A 14,612-nucleotide genomic window follows, 5' to 3' on the forward strand; every position below is an offset into this window, starting at 1 on the left:
GAAAGACAGCGCGAGCGCTGAGCGCTCGCACGACTGATCGCTCAATGGCCGCGGCTCTCCAGCACTTCGTCGAGCAGGTGGCCGGCGCGATTGGCTTTGGCGCTCAGGTAGCGGTGGTTTTGATCCGTGACGCTGCCATAAAGCGCCTGGCGCGAGGCGACTTCGACGCCGCCGGCTTCCAGCGCCTGCATCTTGAGCGGGTTGTTGGTCAGTAGCTGCACCTTGTCGATCGCCAGTGCTCGCAGCATATCCACCGCCACCGCGTACTGGCGCTCGTCGTCGCCAAAGCCGAGCACCTGGTCGGCATCGACGGTATCGAGTCCGCCATCCTGCAGGGTATACGCGCGAAGCTTGTTGGCCAGGCCGATTCCCCGACCCTCCTGGGCCAGATACAGGAGCACTCCGCCGCCCATCGCCTGAATGTCCGCCACCGCGTTTCTCAGCTGCTCGCCGCAGTCGCAGCGCAGGCTGGCGAACAGGTCACCGGTCAAACAGGCCGAGTGCATGCGAAGCGGCACCGGGCCTTCCATACGTTCGGGTTCGCCGATCACTACCGCCACGTGCTCGCGCAGCCCGTCCGGCTCGCGAAACAGTACGAAGCGGCTCTCGACCGCCTCCTCGAGCGGAATACGCGCTTCGCTGACCCGCTTGAGCATCCCCGGCGCCCCGGCCAGGCACCTGGCGGCCTCGTCGGCGTCGATCTCCAGAAGCTCCGCCTTCGCAAGCTTTTGGTCGATCGCGGGTGCCTGGGCATCGCTAATCTCGGCGCAGAGCGCGGCGGGAATGAGCAGTGCCCGGCGCATCAGCGTCAACGCGGCGCGTTCACCGCTGCCGGCGGGCTTGAGCCCGGTGAGCAGCGTCGACGAGGAACTCGCTTCACTCTTGGCCACGGCCAGCCGGTGCAGGTCGCTTTCGCTGATCTGCTCGTGAAGCGGCAGGCTCGCCGCCTCGGCCTTGAGCGACATGCCCATGGCCTCGAGCCGGTGGCGCGTCAAAACCATCGAGGGCCGTGAGCCGGACAGGCTCGCCAGCGTATCGACCGAGTCGCTGCCTTCCAGGGCCTGCACTAGCAGGCGCTGATCGCCGGTTTTCAAAATGACGGGAAGCCCGCGGCGAATGTCGAAAATAGCGCGTTCAATGTGATACATGTAGGCCTCCTGGTTGCCTGGTCGAGCGGGCAAGGGTCGCTGCTTGCGCTGGGCGTATGCCCCTGGCATGATTCCACGTTGTTCTCTTCATGGAGGCGTCATGCCCCACTCCAACGGTGTTGTAGGTTCTGACGGTACGGTTTCTGGCTTTGAGGGCGCTTTGATCGAGCGTGAAACCGCCTGGCGGTGGTTGCTCGACCGGCGCGCCGGCGTTCTGGACGGCTCGCTTCGTGTCGATGACGAAGGCCATTGGCAGTGCGATGACGCCAGAAGCCTGACCATCGAGGCGCGCTCGATGCTGGAGTGTCTGGCACCGCTGGCGGTGCGCGAGCGCTGGACGCTGGCACAGCTGGGTCAGAGCCTCGACGGGCGTATCGCCACCGAAAGTGGCCACTCGCATTACATCAACGGCTTCGAGAGCCTGGTGCACCTGCACCGGCTCAGGGCGTTGGCGGACGCGGTGGTGGTGGGCGTGGGCACCGCGATGGCGGACGATCCTCAGCTCACCGTGCGCCACGTCGAGGGCCGCCACCCGGTGCGCGTGGTGCTCGACCCGCGCGGGCGGGCGCGCGCCACGCTCGGCGTGTTGCAAAGTAACGAGCCTCCCACGCTGCACGTGACCGGCCCCGGGGTCGACACCCCGGAAAGTCGTGCCACACACTGCGTACTGGCGCTCGATGACGCCGGTCAGTTCGACCCCGCTGACGTGGTCGCGCTGCTTCACGAGCGCGGCTACCAACGTATTCTGGTCGAAGGCGGCGGCATCACGATTTCGAAATTCATCGAGGCCGGTATGATCGACGCGCTGCATCTGATGGTAGCGCCGCTTTTGATCGGCTCCGGCCGGCCGGGACTCCAAATGACGCCGATCGATACGCTGGAGAGCGCGCTGCGTCCCCGGATGCGCACCTTTCGCTGCGGTGACGATACGCTGTTCGATGTCTGCCTGAACGCCGCCGCCGTTTGACGGCGTCGCTTTGCCACGGCGGCCAAGAGCCACCCAGATGCCCGGCAGGCTTGAAAGCATCACCAGTACTCCGTAAGCAAGCGAAATGGCTACGCCCTGGGAGGACGGCAGCCCAACGAACATCCAGATCGTGGCCGCCGCGCCTTCGCGCAGCCCCCACCCGGCGATCGACAGCGGAATCAGCATCGCCAGCAGCAGCACCGGCGCCAGCGCAAGAATGCTCAAGGCGCTTTGCTCGATGCCGATGGCGCGGGCCGCACACACCATGACCAGGCCGTAGCTAATAACAATGGCAAGGGATGAGGATAACTGCCAGTACCAAACGCGGCGTCTCAAAAGGCTTCGGCGCAGATCGCGCCCAAACGCGCTGCACCAGGCCGGCAGCGCCCCGGTGCGGGCCAGCCCAACCCCCAGCGCCAACAGGCCCGCCCCGAAAAGCGCAAGCCCCCCCAGCAGCGTGACGATGCCGGTGATCCCCAGCGAGCGGTGCCAAAGCGGCGACGCGCAAAGCGAAAGCACCATTAAAAGCACCACCGCGGCCTGGCCCGAGGCGCGCTCGAGCACCACCGCTCGCCAGGCGCTTGCCCGGCTGGCGGACTGCGTGGCGTGGCGATGGGCGCGGCCGGCATCGCCCAGCACGCCGCCGGGCAGCAATTGATTGACCAGCAGCGCCAGATAGTACTCGGCGAGCGCGTAGCGGTAGCGAAGCGGCACCTCCAGGCATGTGGCAGTAAGCCGCCAGCGCCAGGCGCTCAGCATTACTTGGGCTACGCTGATGAGCAGCGCCAGCGCCGCCCAACCCGGTGAAAAGCGCGTGACTTCACGCACGATGTCGCCAGGATTCACCCAAAGCGTCACCGCCCCCAGCAGCGCAAGACTCATCAAGGCCCGCTGCACCCAGGTAGTTTTAAGCCAAACGAGCGCGCGCACCGGCTACGCCTTGTCCGCGGGCAGGGCGAGCAGATCCTGATGGCCGACCCAGACCCCGAGCACGCCTGCGCGAACGCCTTTCAGGCGCGCATCGCGCCACTGGGCGATGCGGCTTGCCTCCATCGGTGCCTGCTCGGTCATCGCCTCGGCAAAGCCTTCGATGAGCGAGCACGCCAACGGCCGCCGTTCGCGGTCGCCGGCCTCCAGCCGCCAGGGCGTATCCGCCTGTTCGACGCGATAGCCGCGGGCGTCAAGCGCTTGGGCAAGCGCCGTTTGCGCCGCGCCGCCGAGCGCGCTGCCAAGCCCCTTGTCGCGAGCCTGGTGGGCGTTGAACAGTGAGCGCGCCCACCGATCGTCACCGTCTTCGAGCGCCTCGCCGCGCTCATCGAGAAAGCACCACTGCCCGGTGACGCTCAGCGCGATCAACACCGCCTGACGCTTGTCGGCACACCGGTCGGCCAGCGACTCGATCCACGCCTGTGAGACCAGATCCAAAAGCGCCGAGGCGCTGACGAGCCGAACGGATGCCAGCGCCGGGTGGTCCAGGTCCGCAATCGACGCGCAGTGAACCTCGACGGATACGGGCTCATGGCTTGCGCTCGTAAGCGCCTCAGCCCGGGCTTTCGCTTCATCAAGAAGCTGTTCGTCGTGATCGAACAGCTGCCAGGTGTGTGCGCCCTGGAACAGCGGCGCGAGAAACTGCAGGTTGCTGCCGCGCCCACAGCCAAGATCGGCAATGACCGCCTCACCGGGCTCGCGGGCAAGCCACTCGCCGGCTTTTTGCGCAAGCTCGCGGCTTCGCGCCCCAATGTCGACGCGTTCTCTAAGCGTCAGCCAATCGGCGGCGAAGCGGCTGCCTGTCGAGAAGTGCGCCGGACGCTTCAGTGCCCGGGTGAACGCGGCGCCAGCGGCTTGCCAGTCACCGAGCGCCTCGCGCGCCTCACGCGCTCCTTCATAAAGGCGGGCGCGCAGAGAAGTGTCGCTCAGAAAGCGCCCGAGTGCCTCACCAAGCGCCTGGCTGTCGCCGGGGGGCACGCCGAGGCCGGCGTTTTCAGGCAGCGTATCCGCCAGTGCCCCGCCGGTGGTGGTGATCACCGGCAGGCCATGGGCCAGCGCCTCGGTCACCACCATGCCGTAGCCTTCGTACCAGGAAGGCAGCACCAGCGCGTGAGCGCCGCGGTAAGCGGCTTCCAGCGTGTCGGCGTCGCACTCGCCGTGAAGCGTGACCATCGAGAGGTCGTGGCGCTCGATGAGTGCTGCGACCTCGGCGGCAAAGGCTTCGTCGCGCGGGGCGCCGTAAAGGTCGCACTGAAAGCGGCGTACCTTTAGCCCGGCCAGCGCCTCGATCAGCACGTCCTGGCCCTTGCGCGGGGTGAGCGTGGCCACGCACAAAAGCCGAATCGGCTCGTCATTCAACGGCGCCTGGCTGATGGGGGCCGGCTCGACGCCGGGCTCGACGACCGCTATGGGTGCGCTCAGGGGCAGCTGGTACTGCCTGGCAAGCTCGTCCAATCGACGCGCGGTGAAGCGGCTGGTGACGACGATGCGGGTCACGCTTTGAAGCCCCTCGAGCTCGCTCGTGTGCAGCCGCGCTTGGGTTTCCTCCTCCAGACCCTGCTCGTCACCCAGCGGGTGGTGCAGAAGTGCGGTGATATCCAGGCGCGCACCGTGGGTGGCGACGATGTCCGGCAGGCTCCCCATGACCAGCCCGTCGATGATGACGCGCTCGCCATCGTCGAGCTTGGCAAGCGCCTCACCGAACTCTCCCGCGGCCCGGTCGCAGGCCAGCGGAAACTGACCGCCGAGCTCGACCACCTCGACAGAGTGACCCTGGCCGCGCAGCGCATCGACCATGCGCGCGTCATACATATAGCCGCCGGTGCGCTGGTCGAGCGCGCCGGCCACCATCAGTGTGAAGCGCTCGCTCGATGCGGGGCTTTCGCTCAAAGCGCGGCTTTGGCTCATAATGCGCCTTCGTAACTTGCCCACGCCACGTGGGACTCGTGAAGCTTCACTTCCATGTGGGTAATGCCCTGGGCGGTGGTGCCCATCCTCCCCTCCTTGATCCCTTTGGCCAGCGCATTGAAAATCACGCCAGCCATGAATTCGGTGGTGGTGTTCTTGCCATTGAACTCGGGCACCTCGTCCAGGTTTTGGAAGTTGTAGCTCGCCAGCACCTCCTTGAGCGTGTCGCTGGCAAGGCCTATGTCGATCACCAGACCGTCCGTATCGAGCTCCGGGCGCTGGAAAACTACATCGACCACGTAAGTGGCGCCGTGGGTGCGTTGGGCCGGGCCGAAGATTTCGCCGTTGAAGCTGTGGGCGATCATGAAGTGGTCGCGAACGCAGAGACGATACATGGGAACATCCTTTTTTGATGTCGCAAGACATGAATAAGCGTGAGCAGCGCTGTAATCAGCCGGTCACGGGATAGGTAATGCGGTGGCAAAGCGCCTGGCTTCGAGGGCCGAACAGCGAAGGCGCCGCCTGGGGAAACTCGTCGAACGTGCACTCGCCGCTGATCAGGTGATCGAGCCGTTCATCCTTTAAAAGCTCGAGCGCAAGCATCAGGCGCCGGCGGTAATCCCAGCGCGGCTTGAGCGCGGCGGGCAGCTGGCCGACCTGGCTTGCCTTGATGGAGAGTCGCTGTGAGTGGAAGGCGCCGCCAAGGGCAAGCGCGGTGTCGCCTTCGCCAAACCAGCTCATCTCGATCAGGCGCCCTTCGCTGCCCAGAAGCGACAGGCCCAGGCGCAGCCCTTCACCGTGGCCGCTGGCGTGAATCACGCCGTCCTGGTCGGTCGGGGCGTTGTCCGGGGTGCAGAACTCGACGCCCAGCGCGGCTGCCAGCGCCTGGCGTTCGGGGTTGATGTCGATGAGATGCACGCGGGTGCCGGGGATCTGGGCGCACAGATAGGCCACCAGCGCGCCGACGACGCCGGCACCCACGACGCAGAGCCTTTCGCCGGGCTGCACGCTTGCATCCCACACGCCGTTGATGGCGGTTTCCATGTTGGCGGTGAGCACCGCGCGCTGAGCGGGGAGTCCTTCCGGCAGCGGTACGACGGCGCTTGCCGGTACGACGTAGCTGGTTTGATGCGGGTAGAGGCAGAAAACGGGTTTATCGCGCAGCGTCTCCGGCCCCTTCTCGACCACGCCGATGCTGCAGTAGCCGTACTTCACCGGTGTCGGGAAGTCGCCGGCCTGAAAAGGCGCGCGCATGCGGGCGTACTCGCTGGGCGGCACCCGGGCGTTGAACACCAGCGACTCCGTTCCCCGGCTGACGCCGCTATAAAGCGCGCGTACCAGAACCTGGTCATCCAGCGGCGCCTCGAGCGTTTCAGGTCGGATCTCGGCCGTGTGAGGGCGTGTGATCCAAAGAGCACTGGCGGTTTCCGTCAGCGGCATAAAAACAATTCCCTGTGATTAATCCGTTCTTATCGTTCATCATTCAAGCATTGCCAGGTTTTCGCCACTTTTCAATGCCATCGGTGCTTTTCATTTGCCTTCGGTGGCGGTAGCCTGGAAGCCGAAGCACCCACCGCGGTCAAAATGCCGCCTTCATCCATGTTCGCTTCGGGGCACGGGCTCGATAACCCTAACACCTCGAACGCAGAAGAATCCCTATAACGATCGCGCGGTCGAGCGCCGCTTTGTGAGTCGCCATGCCCTTTGTGTTCCCTGTTGCCAGAACGCGCCCGCGCCTTTTTACCCTTTTCGAACTGGCGCTGGGCGCGGGGCCTTTGATCGCGGCAGGCACGATCCTTTCGCCACTGCTCGTCTCGACCGCCACCTGGGCGGTGACGGCGGCACTTTATGGCGTCATCGCCCTGCTGACGCTTTGCTACTGGGACCGCGGACCGCTTGGCTGGGCGAACCGGGTGACGCTGGCCCGCGCCATCCTGGTCGCTATCGTGGCCGGGGCGCTGGCCGAGCGCGCCTTTATCGAGGCGATCTGGCTGTGGCTCGCCGTGGCGCTCGTGTCGCTGGCGCTCGACGGCGTCGACGGTTTCGTGGCGCGCAAGACCAACAGCCACTCCCGCTTCGGCGCGCGCTTTGACATGGAGCTCGACGCGCTGATGATCCTGCTGTTGTGCATTGCGCTGTTGAAGCTCGAATCCCTCGGTGCGTGGGTGTTGATGATCGGCGGCATGCGCTATGCCTTCGTGCTGGCAAGCTGGCGCCTTGAATGGCTGAGCGCGCCACTGTTTGAAAGCTTTCGCCGCAAGACGGTGTGCGTCTGGCAGGTCGTGGCGCTGCTTCTGGCACTCACGCCGCTCACGAGTCATACCGGCGCAACGCTTCTGGCACTGAGCGCGCTCATCGCCTCGCTCTACTCCTTTGGGGTCGACGTGGGATGGCTTTACCGGCGCCGCCTTGAGCCGTGAACGCTCGCCCCGCGGTGGCGGGCAGCTGCTACACTGGGCGCCGTAACCCTGTCGGAGCCCACCGTGACGCGTACCCACCACCCTACCCCCACTTTTCAACTGCGCCTGGCGCTGCACCGCGACGTGATTCTCGGCCCGGGCAAGGTGGCGCTTTTGGAAGCCATCGACGAGAGCGGCTCGATCTCGAGCGCCGGGCGAGCGCTCGGCATGAGTTACAAGAAAGCCTGGCAACTGATCGAGACCATGAACGGCCACTTTCTCGAGGCGCTGGTCGAGACCCACGCCGGGGGCAACGAGCGCGGCGGCGCGCGACTCAGCGCCACCGGGCGCCAGGTGATCGCCCACTTTCGCGCTCTGGAGCGGCGCCTGGCCATGGAAGACGCCGAGGACGCCCGCGCCCTGCTCGAGCTTCTGGCGCCCGGGGCGGCCGAGACGAGCGCTTGCGATAACGGCGCTTGATCATTGATCGGGTTGGTTTTAATCTCCGCTATATCCAAGCGGAAATAACGGAAATATCTACAATGACTCTCGCCTCGCCCCGCACGCTCGGCGCCCTTGCGCTGGTCTGCGCGCCGCTATCGGCTCACGCCGCCGAGAACGTTCAGATCGCCGCCGCCGCCTCGCTGACCGATGCCATGAACGAAGCCATCGCCGCCTTCGAGGCGACGCACGATATCGACGTCACGCCGGTCTATGCCTCGTCGTCGACGCTGGCACGTCAGATCGCCAACGGCAGCCCCGCCGAGGTGTTCGTCTCCGCCAACCTCGACTGGATGGACTGGCTCGAAGCGCAAGGGGTTGAGGTAAGCGCGCGCGAAGACCTGCTGCACAACCGCCTGGCGCTGGTCAGCGCCAGCGACACCGCGTTTGAGACGTTCACCCCCGGCGACGGCGCGCCGATCGAGAATCTTCTCGGCGCGGGTGACCGCCTGTCGGTGGGCGACCCGGACCACGTGCCGGCGGGCATCTACACAAGGCAGGCGCTGGAGACGCTCGGCGAGTGGGAGGCACTCGCGCCGCGCCTGGCGCGGGCAAGTGACGTGCGCGCCGCGCTGGCGCTGGTCGAGCGCGGCGAAACACCGGCAGGCGTGGTCTACCAGACCGACGCCTTCGCAAGCGACACCGTGCGCGTGCTGGGGCTTTTCCCGGCGGAGAGTCACGATCCGATCACCTACCCGGCGGCGCTGGTCGGCGCAAAGGAGAGCGAAGCCGCACGGACGCTCAGAGAGTGGCTCGAAAGCGACGCGGCGCTGGCTATTTTCGAGGCTTACGGCTTCGACACCGCCATCAGCCGACCCTGATGCTAACGCCTGCGGAGTGGGAAGCGATTCGGCTGAGCCTTTTGATCGGGCTGGCCGCCGTGGCCTGGATTCTGCCACCGGGTATCGTCATGGCCTGGTGGCTGGCGCGCTTCGAGTTTCGCGGCAAGGCGCTGGTTGACGGGCTGATCCACCTGCCGCTGGTGCTGCCGCCGGTGGTGGTGGGCTATCTGCTGCTGGTGGCGCTGGGCCGCCAGGGGGTCATCGGGGCGTGGCTCTACCAGTCGTTTGGCGTGTCGCTGCCCTTCACATGGCAGGGCGCGGCGGTAGCCAGCGGCGTGATGGCGTTTCCGCTGTTGGTGCGCGCGCTGCGCCTGTCACTCGAAGCGGTGGACCCCAAGCTCGAAGCCGCGGCCAGCACCCTGGGCGCCGGGCGGCTGCGGGTCTTCACCACGATCACCCTACCGCTGGCGGTGCCGGGGCTCTTGACCGGTACCATGCTCGCCTTTGCCCGGGCGCTGTCCGAATTCGGCGCCACCATCACCTTCGCCTCCAACATTCCCGGCGAAACCCGCACGCTGCCGCTGGCGCTCTACACGCTGATTCAGAGCCCGGGGCGAGAAAGCGCCGCGGCCAGGCTCTGCGTGCTGGCGATCGTCATCGCGCTGGTGTCGCTGATCGCATCGGAATGGCTAGCCAGACGCACCAGACAGAGAGTGCAGGAGCGCGATGCCTACTGAACCCAGCCCCCCGGCCACCGGGCTTTCGCTTGAGCTCGAACAGCGCCTGGGGGCGTTTCAGCTGAGCGCCGCGCTTGACCTGCCCGGGGCCGGCGTGACCGGCGTGTTCGGCCCCTCCGGCAGCGGCAAGACCAGCCTGCTGCGCCTGATCGCCGGGCTCGAGCGCCCCAATACCGGCCGCATCCAACTCGGCGAGCGAGTGCTGGTGGACAGCGCCAAACGTATTTTCGTGCCCCCCCACCAGCGCCGGCTGGGCGTGGTGTTCCAGGAGGCGCGGCTGTTCCCCCACTACCGGGTGCGCGGCAATCTCACCTACGCCATGCCGGCGCACGCTGCACCGCGCTTTGACGACCTCGTCGAGCTTCTCGGGATTGGGCACCTGCTCGAGCGCATGCCCGGGGCGCTCTCCGGCGGTGAGGCGCGCCGGGTCGCCATCGGCCGGGCGCTTTTGAGCGACCCACAGATGCTGCTGATGGACGAGCCGTTGACCGGGCTCGACGGCGCGCGCAAGCAGGAGCTTCTGCGCTATATCGCAACGCTTACGCGTCAGGTGGACATCCCGGTGGTGTACGTCAGCCACGACGCCGACGAGATCGCCGCCATCGCCGACCACCTGGTGGTAATGGGCGCCGGGCAAGTGGTGGCAAGCGACACCCTCTGCGCGCTGTTGCAGCGTCTGGATCTTACCGAGACGCTTAAAGCGTTCGAGGCCGCCTCGCTTCTTGAGGCCACCATCGTCGATCACGATGCGGCCTATGGGCTCACCCAGGTGGTTATCGACTCAGGCGCATCGCACGACTTCCCGAGCCTTACAATTCCCGCACCGGCGCTGGCGAAGGGCCAGCGCGTTCGGCTGCACGTGAAGGCCCGCGACGTTAGCCTGGACCGATCAATCGCGCCGTCCACCAGCGAACTCGACGCGCTGCCCGCGGTGATCGAGGCAATGACGCGCCTGCCGCAAACGCCGCATCAGATCGAGGTTCGCCTGCGCGTGGGCACGCAGACGCTTCGCGCGCAGCTCACGCGAAAGGCGTGCGACGCCCTGGCGCTTGAAGAGTCCATGGCGGTCACCGCGCTGATTCGCCGGGTGACGCTTTCACCGATTTGAGCGCCGCCCCAACCGATAGACATTTGACCAACCGCCAAAACGACAGCGCCCCGCCCGGTTGACCGGGCGGGGCGCTGTCGCGCTATAGCGCGGCTAGAAAGCCTTGGGAAACATCATTTGCGGCAGGTACATGAAGATACCGGGCAGCAGGATCACCGCAATGATCACCAAAAGAATCAGCCCGATCAGCGGCATGACCGCCACAAAGGCGCGCGGCATGGAGACCTCGCCGATCTGCGTGGCGATCAATAGACAGATGCCGTAAGGCGGCGTGATCAGCCCAAGCGTGAGCGAGAGAATGACCACCAGCGCCATGTGCACCTGGTTGATATCCGCGGCCACACAGAGCCCCTGAATGATCGGCAGGAAGATGATGACCGCGGTGACCGGGCTCAGCACCGTGCCGATGATCAGCATGCAAATCATCACCATCAGCATGATGCCGATGCGCGTTTCGGTAACTGACAGGATGAAGTTGGCGACCTCCTGAGCGATGCCCAGATACGAGATCAGCCACCCCATGATGCCGGCGGAGGCCACGGCGAACATCGGTAGCGAAAACGCCACCACCGAGTCGCTGAGAATGCCGGGCAGCTGGCGAAAGCGAATGGCGCGGTAGAACACGAACGCCAGCAGCATGCCGAGCAGTACCGCCACCGACGCCGCTTCGGTGGCGGTGAATACCCCCAGCGTAATGCCGCCCAGAATGATCAGCGGCAGCAGCATCGGCGGGGTCGCGGTGACCGCGGTTCTCCCCATCTGGGCGAACGAGAACGTGCCCGTCGCCTTGATGCCGTGCTTTTTGGCGATGTAGTAGACGTAGCCCATCTGCATCAGCCCGACCAGCACGCCAGGCAGCACCCCGCCCATGAACAGCGCGCCGACGGAAACGTTGCCGAAGGCACCGTAGATGACCATCAGAATCGACGGTGGAATGACCCCGCCGAGCACCGACGAGGCCGCGGTCAGCGCCACGGCGAACGGCGCCGGGTAGCCGGATTTCTTCATCGCCGGAATCAGCACCGCGCCAACGCTTGCGGTATCCGCCGCCGCCGAGCCGGACAGGCTAGCAAACATCATGGAGACCATGACGTTGATATGGCCAAGCCCGCCGCGGATGTGGCCCACGGTGCTGTCGGCGAAGCGCAGCAAACGGTCGGTGATACCGCCGTCGTTCATCAGCCTACCCAAAAGCAGGAAAAACGGCACCGCCAGCAGCGGAAAGGAGTTGATGCTGGCAAACATCTGGTTGACCACCGAGGTCAACGGCAGGCCCAGCTGCAAAATGGTAATGATCGAGGCCAGCCCAATGGCGAAAGCGATCGGCACGCTCAGCGCGATCAAAAGCAGGAAGCTGCCGATTAGGGTCAGTAAAGGAGTCATGAATCGATGGCCTCGCTTTGGCTTGCGGCCTCTTTTCCGCGGGCCAGCATCTTGATGTCTTTCAAGAGAATTTCGATGGAGAACAAAAACATCGCCACGCCCGCCACGGGCATGGCGGCAAAGACGTAGGACATCGGCGTGCCGAGCGCCACCGAGCGGCGGTGCCAACCCATGTCCACCAGCACGTTGCCGTTGACCACCAGCACGTAGATGACCGGCAGACAGGCGATGCTTCCAAACAGGCGCAGCGCGCGCTGGGTGACGACGAAATGCGAGGGCAAGACGTCGACCACATAGTGTTGGCGCCGACGCAACGCTACCGCGGCGCCGAGAAACACCGACCAGACGAAGCAGGACATGGCGATCTCATCGGTCCAGGAGACCGAGATGGCCAGCACGCTGCGGGCAAACACCTGGTAGAGTACCGTCAGGATGAAGATCGCAAACAAGCTGCCAGCAATCAGCGTCAGTACCCTCTCCAGCACATCATTGATCAATCGCATGCGTTCATCCTTTCAAGCCAACGGCGCCTCCCGCAAGGCGGAAAGCGCGCGATGTGCGGCATTCTTTAAAGGGCGCGAATCGTCTCGAGCAGCTCGGTCAAACCGCGCTCTTCGGCGAACTCGTCGTGAAGCGGCAGCGCCCGGTCGATGAAGGCCTGCTTGTCCACCTCGGTGACCGTCACGCCCAGCTCTTCGAACTGCTGGATGAACTCGGCGTCGTACTCTTCGCCCTTGTCGGTACCCAGCTCTCCGGCGTGCTGCGCGGCTTCCAGAATCAGCGCCTGATCCTCTTCTGAGAAACGGTTGAAGCGGTTTTCACCGATCGAGATGTGGCTCATCATGATCTGGTGCTCGGTCTTGGCGTGGTACGGCGCCACTTCATACAAACGGCTGGAGAAGTAGCCGCTGATGGTGCTTTCGAACGCGCCCACGACGCCGGTCTGCATGCCGGTGTAGATTTCCGTCCAGGGCAGAGACGTGGTCAAGGCGCCATAGGCCTGCCACATGTCGGCGTCCAGCCGCGAGCCGGTCACGCGCATTTTCACGCCTTCCAGATCAGAAGGCTCGGTGACCGGACCGACGTTGGTGCTCAGGTTACGCGTGCCGCCGCCGGTCAGGCTCAACAGTTTGAGACCTACGTCCGCTTCAGTCACGGCGTTATCGAAGTACTCGAACACCGGCGAGTCCGGTGCGGTGGCGGCGCGGAACGTGTCCATGTCTTCGAACAGGTAGTTGAGACTGAAAATTTCGAAATCCGGCACGTAAGGTGAGACGTTCATGACGCCGCCGATGATCATGTCGGTGGTGCCGATGCGGATCTCGTCGACCATGGTCTGGTCGTTGCCGATCTGGCCGCCCGGGAAAATCTGCACGGTGATGCGGTTATCGGTGGCTTCCTCGATTTCCGCCTTGAACGCCTCGGCGGCATCGATCCAGGGGTGCGGCGCACTGACCACCGTCCCAATGCGCAGCGTTTCGGCCAGCGCCGGTGTTGCCCCCATCATCGTGACTGCGCCGAGTACCGCAAGCGTTGAAATAGAGCGTTTTGTCATGATAGTTCCCCTGTCAGGCGGTTTGTGATCATTAGTGAACGGTGGTGGGTAACGAACAATCGATACTCAGGCGTTGGAAACCGGCTCGCCGAGCGTGTGCATCAGCCGGTTGGCCCAGCCAAATAGCGTCGTCGACAGCGTCAAATCCAGGATCTCCTGCTCGTCGAGCCCGACGTCGCGAAGCGCCTGGATATCGCTCTGATCGACGTTCGGCGGCGTCTCGGAAAGGCGCATGCCAAAGCGCAGAATAGCGCGAGTCCGCTCGTCGAGCTCGGCCTCCTTGCCGCGCAGGAAGATATCCTTCATCACCGCGTCACTGCCGACGATGTTGTTGTAACGATGGGCGTGCACCGCCGCGCAGTAGATGCAGCGGTTGACCACCGAGGCCGCCACGGCGCCGAGCTCGCGCTCCTCGCGGCAAAGCCCGCCCTTGTCGTACATGATGCCATTGAAAAGCGAGGTCCGAATACGCAGCGATTCCGGGTCGTGGGCCAGTACCAGCACGTAGTCGGAGATTTTGGTGTTCGACGGCGTCTCCTTGAGCGCCTCGCGCTGGGCCTCATTGGCGTTGTCGAAATCGACCGGCGTGACGTGGGGCCGCCAGGTGGGAATACGCGTGGTGAACTTGTGAATGACGCGACTCATTGCGTTTCTCCCATGACGCTCAGCACCGCGGTGACGCGCAGCTGATAGTTGACGAAGGCGACGAGACCGGCCAGGCGTACGATGTCGGCATCGATGAGTCCCGCTTCGCGCAGCGCTTCGATATCGGCTTTGGTAGCGTCCTTGGGCGAGCGCGTGACCAGATCCACGTAGGCCACCATGGCCGCCAGGCGCGGCGCATCCGCGCCAGGCGTGGCGTCGGGGTCGGCCAATCGATGCGGGTCGGCGTCGGCGCCGTAGCTTTCCAGCAGCGCCTGATAATGGGTGATCAGGCCGGTTTGGCGGCAGATTTTCGCCATGCGGCAGGCCAGTGCGGCGCGCGCGGCCCGCGGTACGCCGCCTTCCTCATTCGGCAAAAGCGCAGCGTCGTGGGACTGCTCGGTGAGATCCATCAGTTTACCGCGCATGGTCAGCGCCTCGAAAAGCGCACCGCTGTCCGATACGTTAGCCGCGGTCTCGATTACATGTGCCATT

15 protein-coding genes and 1 pseudogene are annotated in these 14,612 nt (G+C 65.0%); 6 read left to right on the top strand and 10 right to left on the bottom strand.

The features are described from left to right. Nucleotides 1-41: 41 nt before the first annotated feature. Nucleotides 42-1,148 (bottom strand): GTP cyclohydrolase II RibA, encoded by a 1,107-nt coding sequence (gene ribA, locus RN346_RS12260; RefSeq protein WP_311961254.1) that lies wholly within the window; start codon nucleotides 1,146-1,148, stop codon nucleotides 42-44. A gap of 100 nt (nucleotides 1,149-1,248) precedes the next feature. On the opposite strand from ribA, the gene RN346_RS12265 reads away from it, so the two are divergent. Continuing rightward, nucleotides 1,249-2,115: a RibD family protein gene (locus RN346_RS12265; protein WP_311961255.1), complete on the top strand. Its 867-nt coding sequence runs from the start codon at nucleotides 1,249-1,251 to the stop codon at nucleotides 2,113-2,115. A 117-nt stretch (nucleotides 2,116-2,232) separates the two neighbouring features. Here RN346_RS12265 and RN346_RS12270 read toward each other — a convergent pair. The 4 genes and pseudogenes from RN346_RS12270 to RN346_RS12285 form a co-directional block, all read right to left on the bottom strand. Further along, a pseudogene (locus RN346_RS12270) lies at nucleotides 2,233-2,997 on the bottom strand (lysylphosphatidylglycerol synthase transmembrane domain-containing protein); the annotation flags it as partial. 51 nt (nucleotides 2,998-3,048) lie between these two features. Further along, on the bottom strand, nucleotides 3,049-5,010 hold the full coding sequence (locus tag RN346_RS12275; protein ID WP_311961256.1) for a glycosyltransferase: 1,962 nt from the start codon (nucleotides 5,008-5,010) through the stop codon (nucleotides 3,049-3,051). Continuing rightward, nucleotides 5,007-5,405 (bottom strand): 6-carboxytetrahydropterin synthase, encoded by a 399-nt coding sequence (locus tag RN346_RS12280; RefSeq protein WP_311961257.1) that lies wholly within the window; start codon nucleotides 5,403-5,405, stop codon nucleotides 5,007-5,009. Before RN346_RS12280 ends, RN346_RS12275 begins: the two co-directional genes overlap by 4 nt. 55 nt (nucleotides 5,406-5,460) lie before the next feature. After that, complete coding sequence (locus RN346_RS12285) at nucleotides 5,461-6,450, bottom strand: zinc-binding alcohol dehydrogenase (protein WP_311961258.1); 990 nt, start codon at nucleotides 6,448-6,450, stop codon at nucleotides 5,461-5,463. 257 nt (nucleotides 6,451-6,707) lie between these two features. On the opposite strand from RN346_RS12285, the gene RN346_RS12290 reads away from it, so the two are divergent. The 5 genes from RN346_RS12290 to modC all read left to right on the top strand — a co-directional run bounded on the left by RN346_RS12290 (nucleotide 6,708) and on the right by modC (nucleotide 10,537). Beyond that, nucleotides 6,708-7,430 carry a CDP-alcohol phosphatidyltransferase family protein gene (locus tag RN346_RS12290; RefSeq protein ID WP_311961259.1) on the top strand — a complete coding sequence of 241 codons (723 nt, stop codon included), beginning with the start codon at nucleotides 6,708-6,710 and terminating at the stop codon, nucleotides 7,428-7,430. A 63-nt stretch (nucleotides 7,431-7,493) separates the two neighbouring features. Next, entirely contained in the window at nucleotides 7,494-7,889 is a 396-nt protein-coding gene (locus tag RN346_RS12295) for a LysR family transcriptional regulator (RefSeq protein ID WP_311961260.1), read from the top strand. Nucleotides 7,890-7,951: 62 nt separating this feature from the next. Next, complete coding sequence (modA, locus tag RN346_RS12300) at nucleotides 7,952-8,731, top strand: molybdate ABC transporter substrate-binding protein (protein WP_311961261.1); 780 nt, start codon at nucleotides 7,952-7,954, stop codon at nucleotides 8,729-8,731. After that, entirely contained in the window at nucleotides 8,731-9,429 is a 699-nt protein-coding gene (gene modB, locus RN346_RS12305) for a molybdate ABC transporter permease subunit (protein WP_311958399.1), read from the top strand. Before modA ends, modB begins: the two co-directional genes overlap by 1 nt. After that, nucleotides 9,419-10,537, top strand: a complete 1,119-nt coding sequence (gene modC / locus RN346_RS12310; protein WP_311961262.1) for a molybdenum ABC transporter ATP-binding protein — start codon at nucleotides 9,419-9,421, stop codon at nucleotides 10,535-10,537. The genes modB and modC overlap by 11 nt, the downstream gene beginning before the upstream one ends. 93 nt (nucleotides 10,538-10,630) lie before the next feature. Here the strand turns inward: modC and RN346_RS12315 are convergent, their stop codons facing one another. The 5 genes from RN346_RS12315 to RN346_RS12335 all read right to left on the bottom strand — a co-directional run bounded on the left by RN346_RS12315 (nucleotide 10,631) and on the right by RN346_RS12335 (nucleotide 14,611). Beyond that, nucleotides 10,631-11,920: a TRAP transporter large permease gene (locus tag RN346_RS12315; protein ID WP_263586535.1), complete on the bottom strand. Its 1,290-nt coding sequence runs from the start codon at nucleotides 11,918-11,920 to the stop codon at nucleotides 10,631-10,633. Beyond that, nucleotides 11,917-12,423 carry a TRAP transporter small permease gene (locus RN346_RS12320; RefSeq protein WP_311961263.1) on the bottom strand — a complete coding sequence of 169 codons (507 nt, stop codon included), beginning with the start codon at nucleotides 12,421-12,423 and terminating at the stop codon, nucleotides 11,917-11,919. Before RN346_RS12320 ends, RN346_RS12315 begins: the two co-directional genes overlap by 4 nt. Nucleotides 12,424-12,488: 65 nt before the next feature. Next, nucleotides 12,489-13,475, bottom strand: a complete 987-nt coding sequence (locus tag RN346_RS12325; RefSeq protein ID WP_263586533.1) for a TRAP transporter substrate-binding protein — start codon at nucleotides 13,473-13,475, stop codon at nucleotides 12,489-12,491. Nucleotides 13,476-13,541: 66 nt separating this feature from the next. Further along, nucleotides 13,542-14,120, bottom strand: a complete 579-nt coding sequence (locus RN346_RS12330) for a peroxidase-related enzyme (protein WP_263586532.1) — start codon at nucleotides 14,118-14,120, stop codon at nucleotides 13,542-13,544. Beyond that, a complete protein-coding gene (locus RN346_RS12335) occupies nucleotides 14,117-14,611 on the bottom strand; it encodes a hypothetical protein (RefSeq protein WP_311961264.1) in 495 nt (164 codons plus the stop codon). Before RN346_RS12335 ends, RN346_RS12330 begins: the two co-directional genes overlap by 4 nt. Nucleotide 14,612 lies beyond the last annotated feature (1 nt).

Source organism: Halomonas sp. PAMB 3232 (assembly GCF_031954225.1).
GTDB lineage: Bacteria > Pseudomonadota > Gammaproteobacteria > Pseudomonadales > Halomonadaceae > Vreelandella.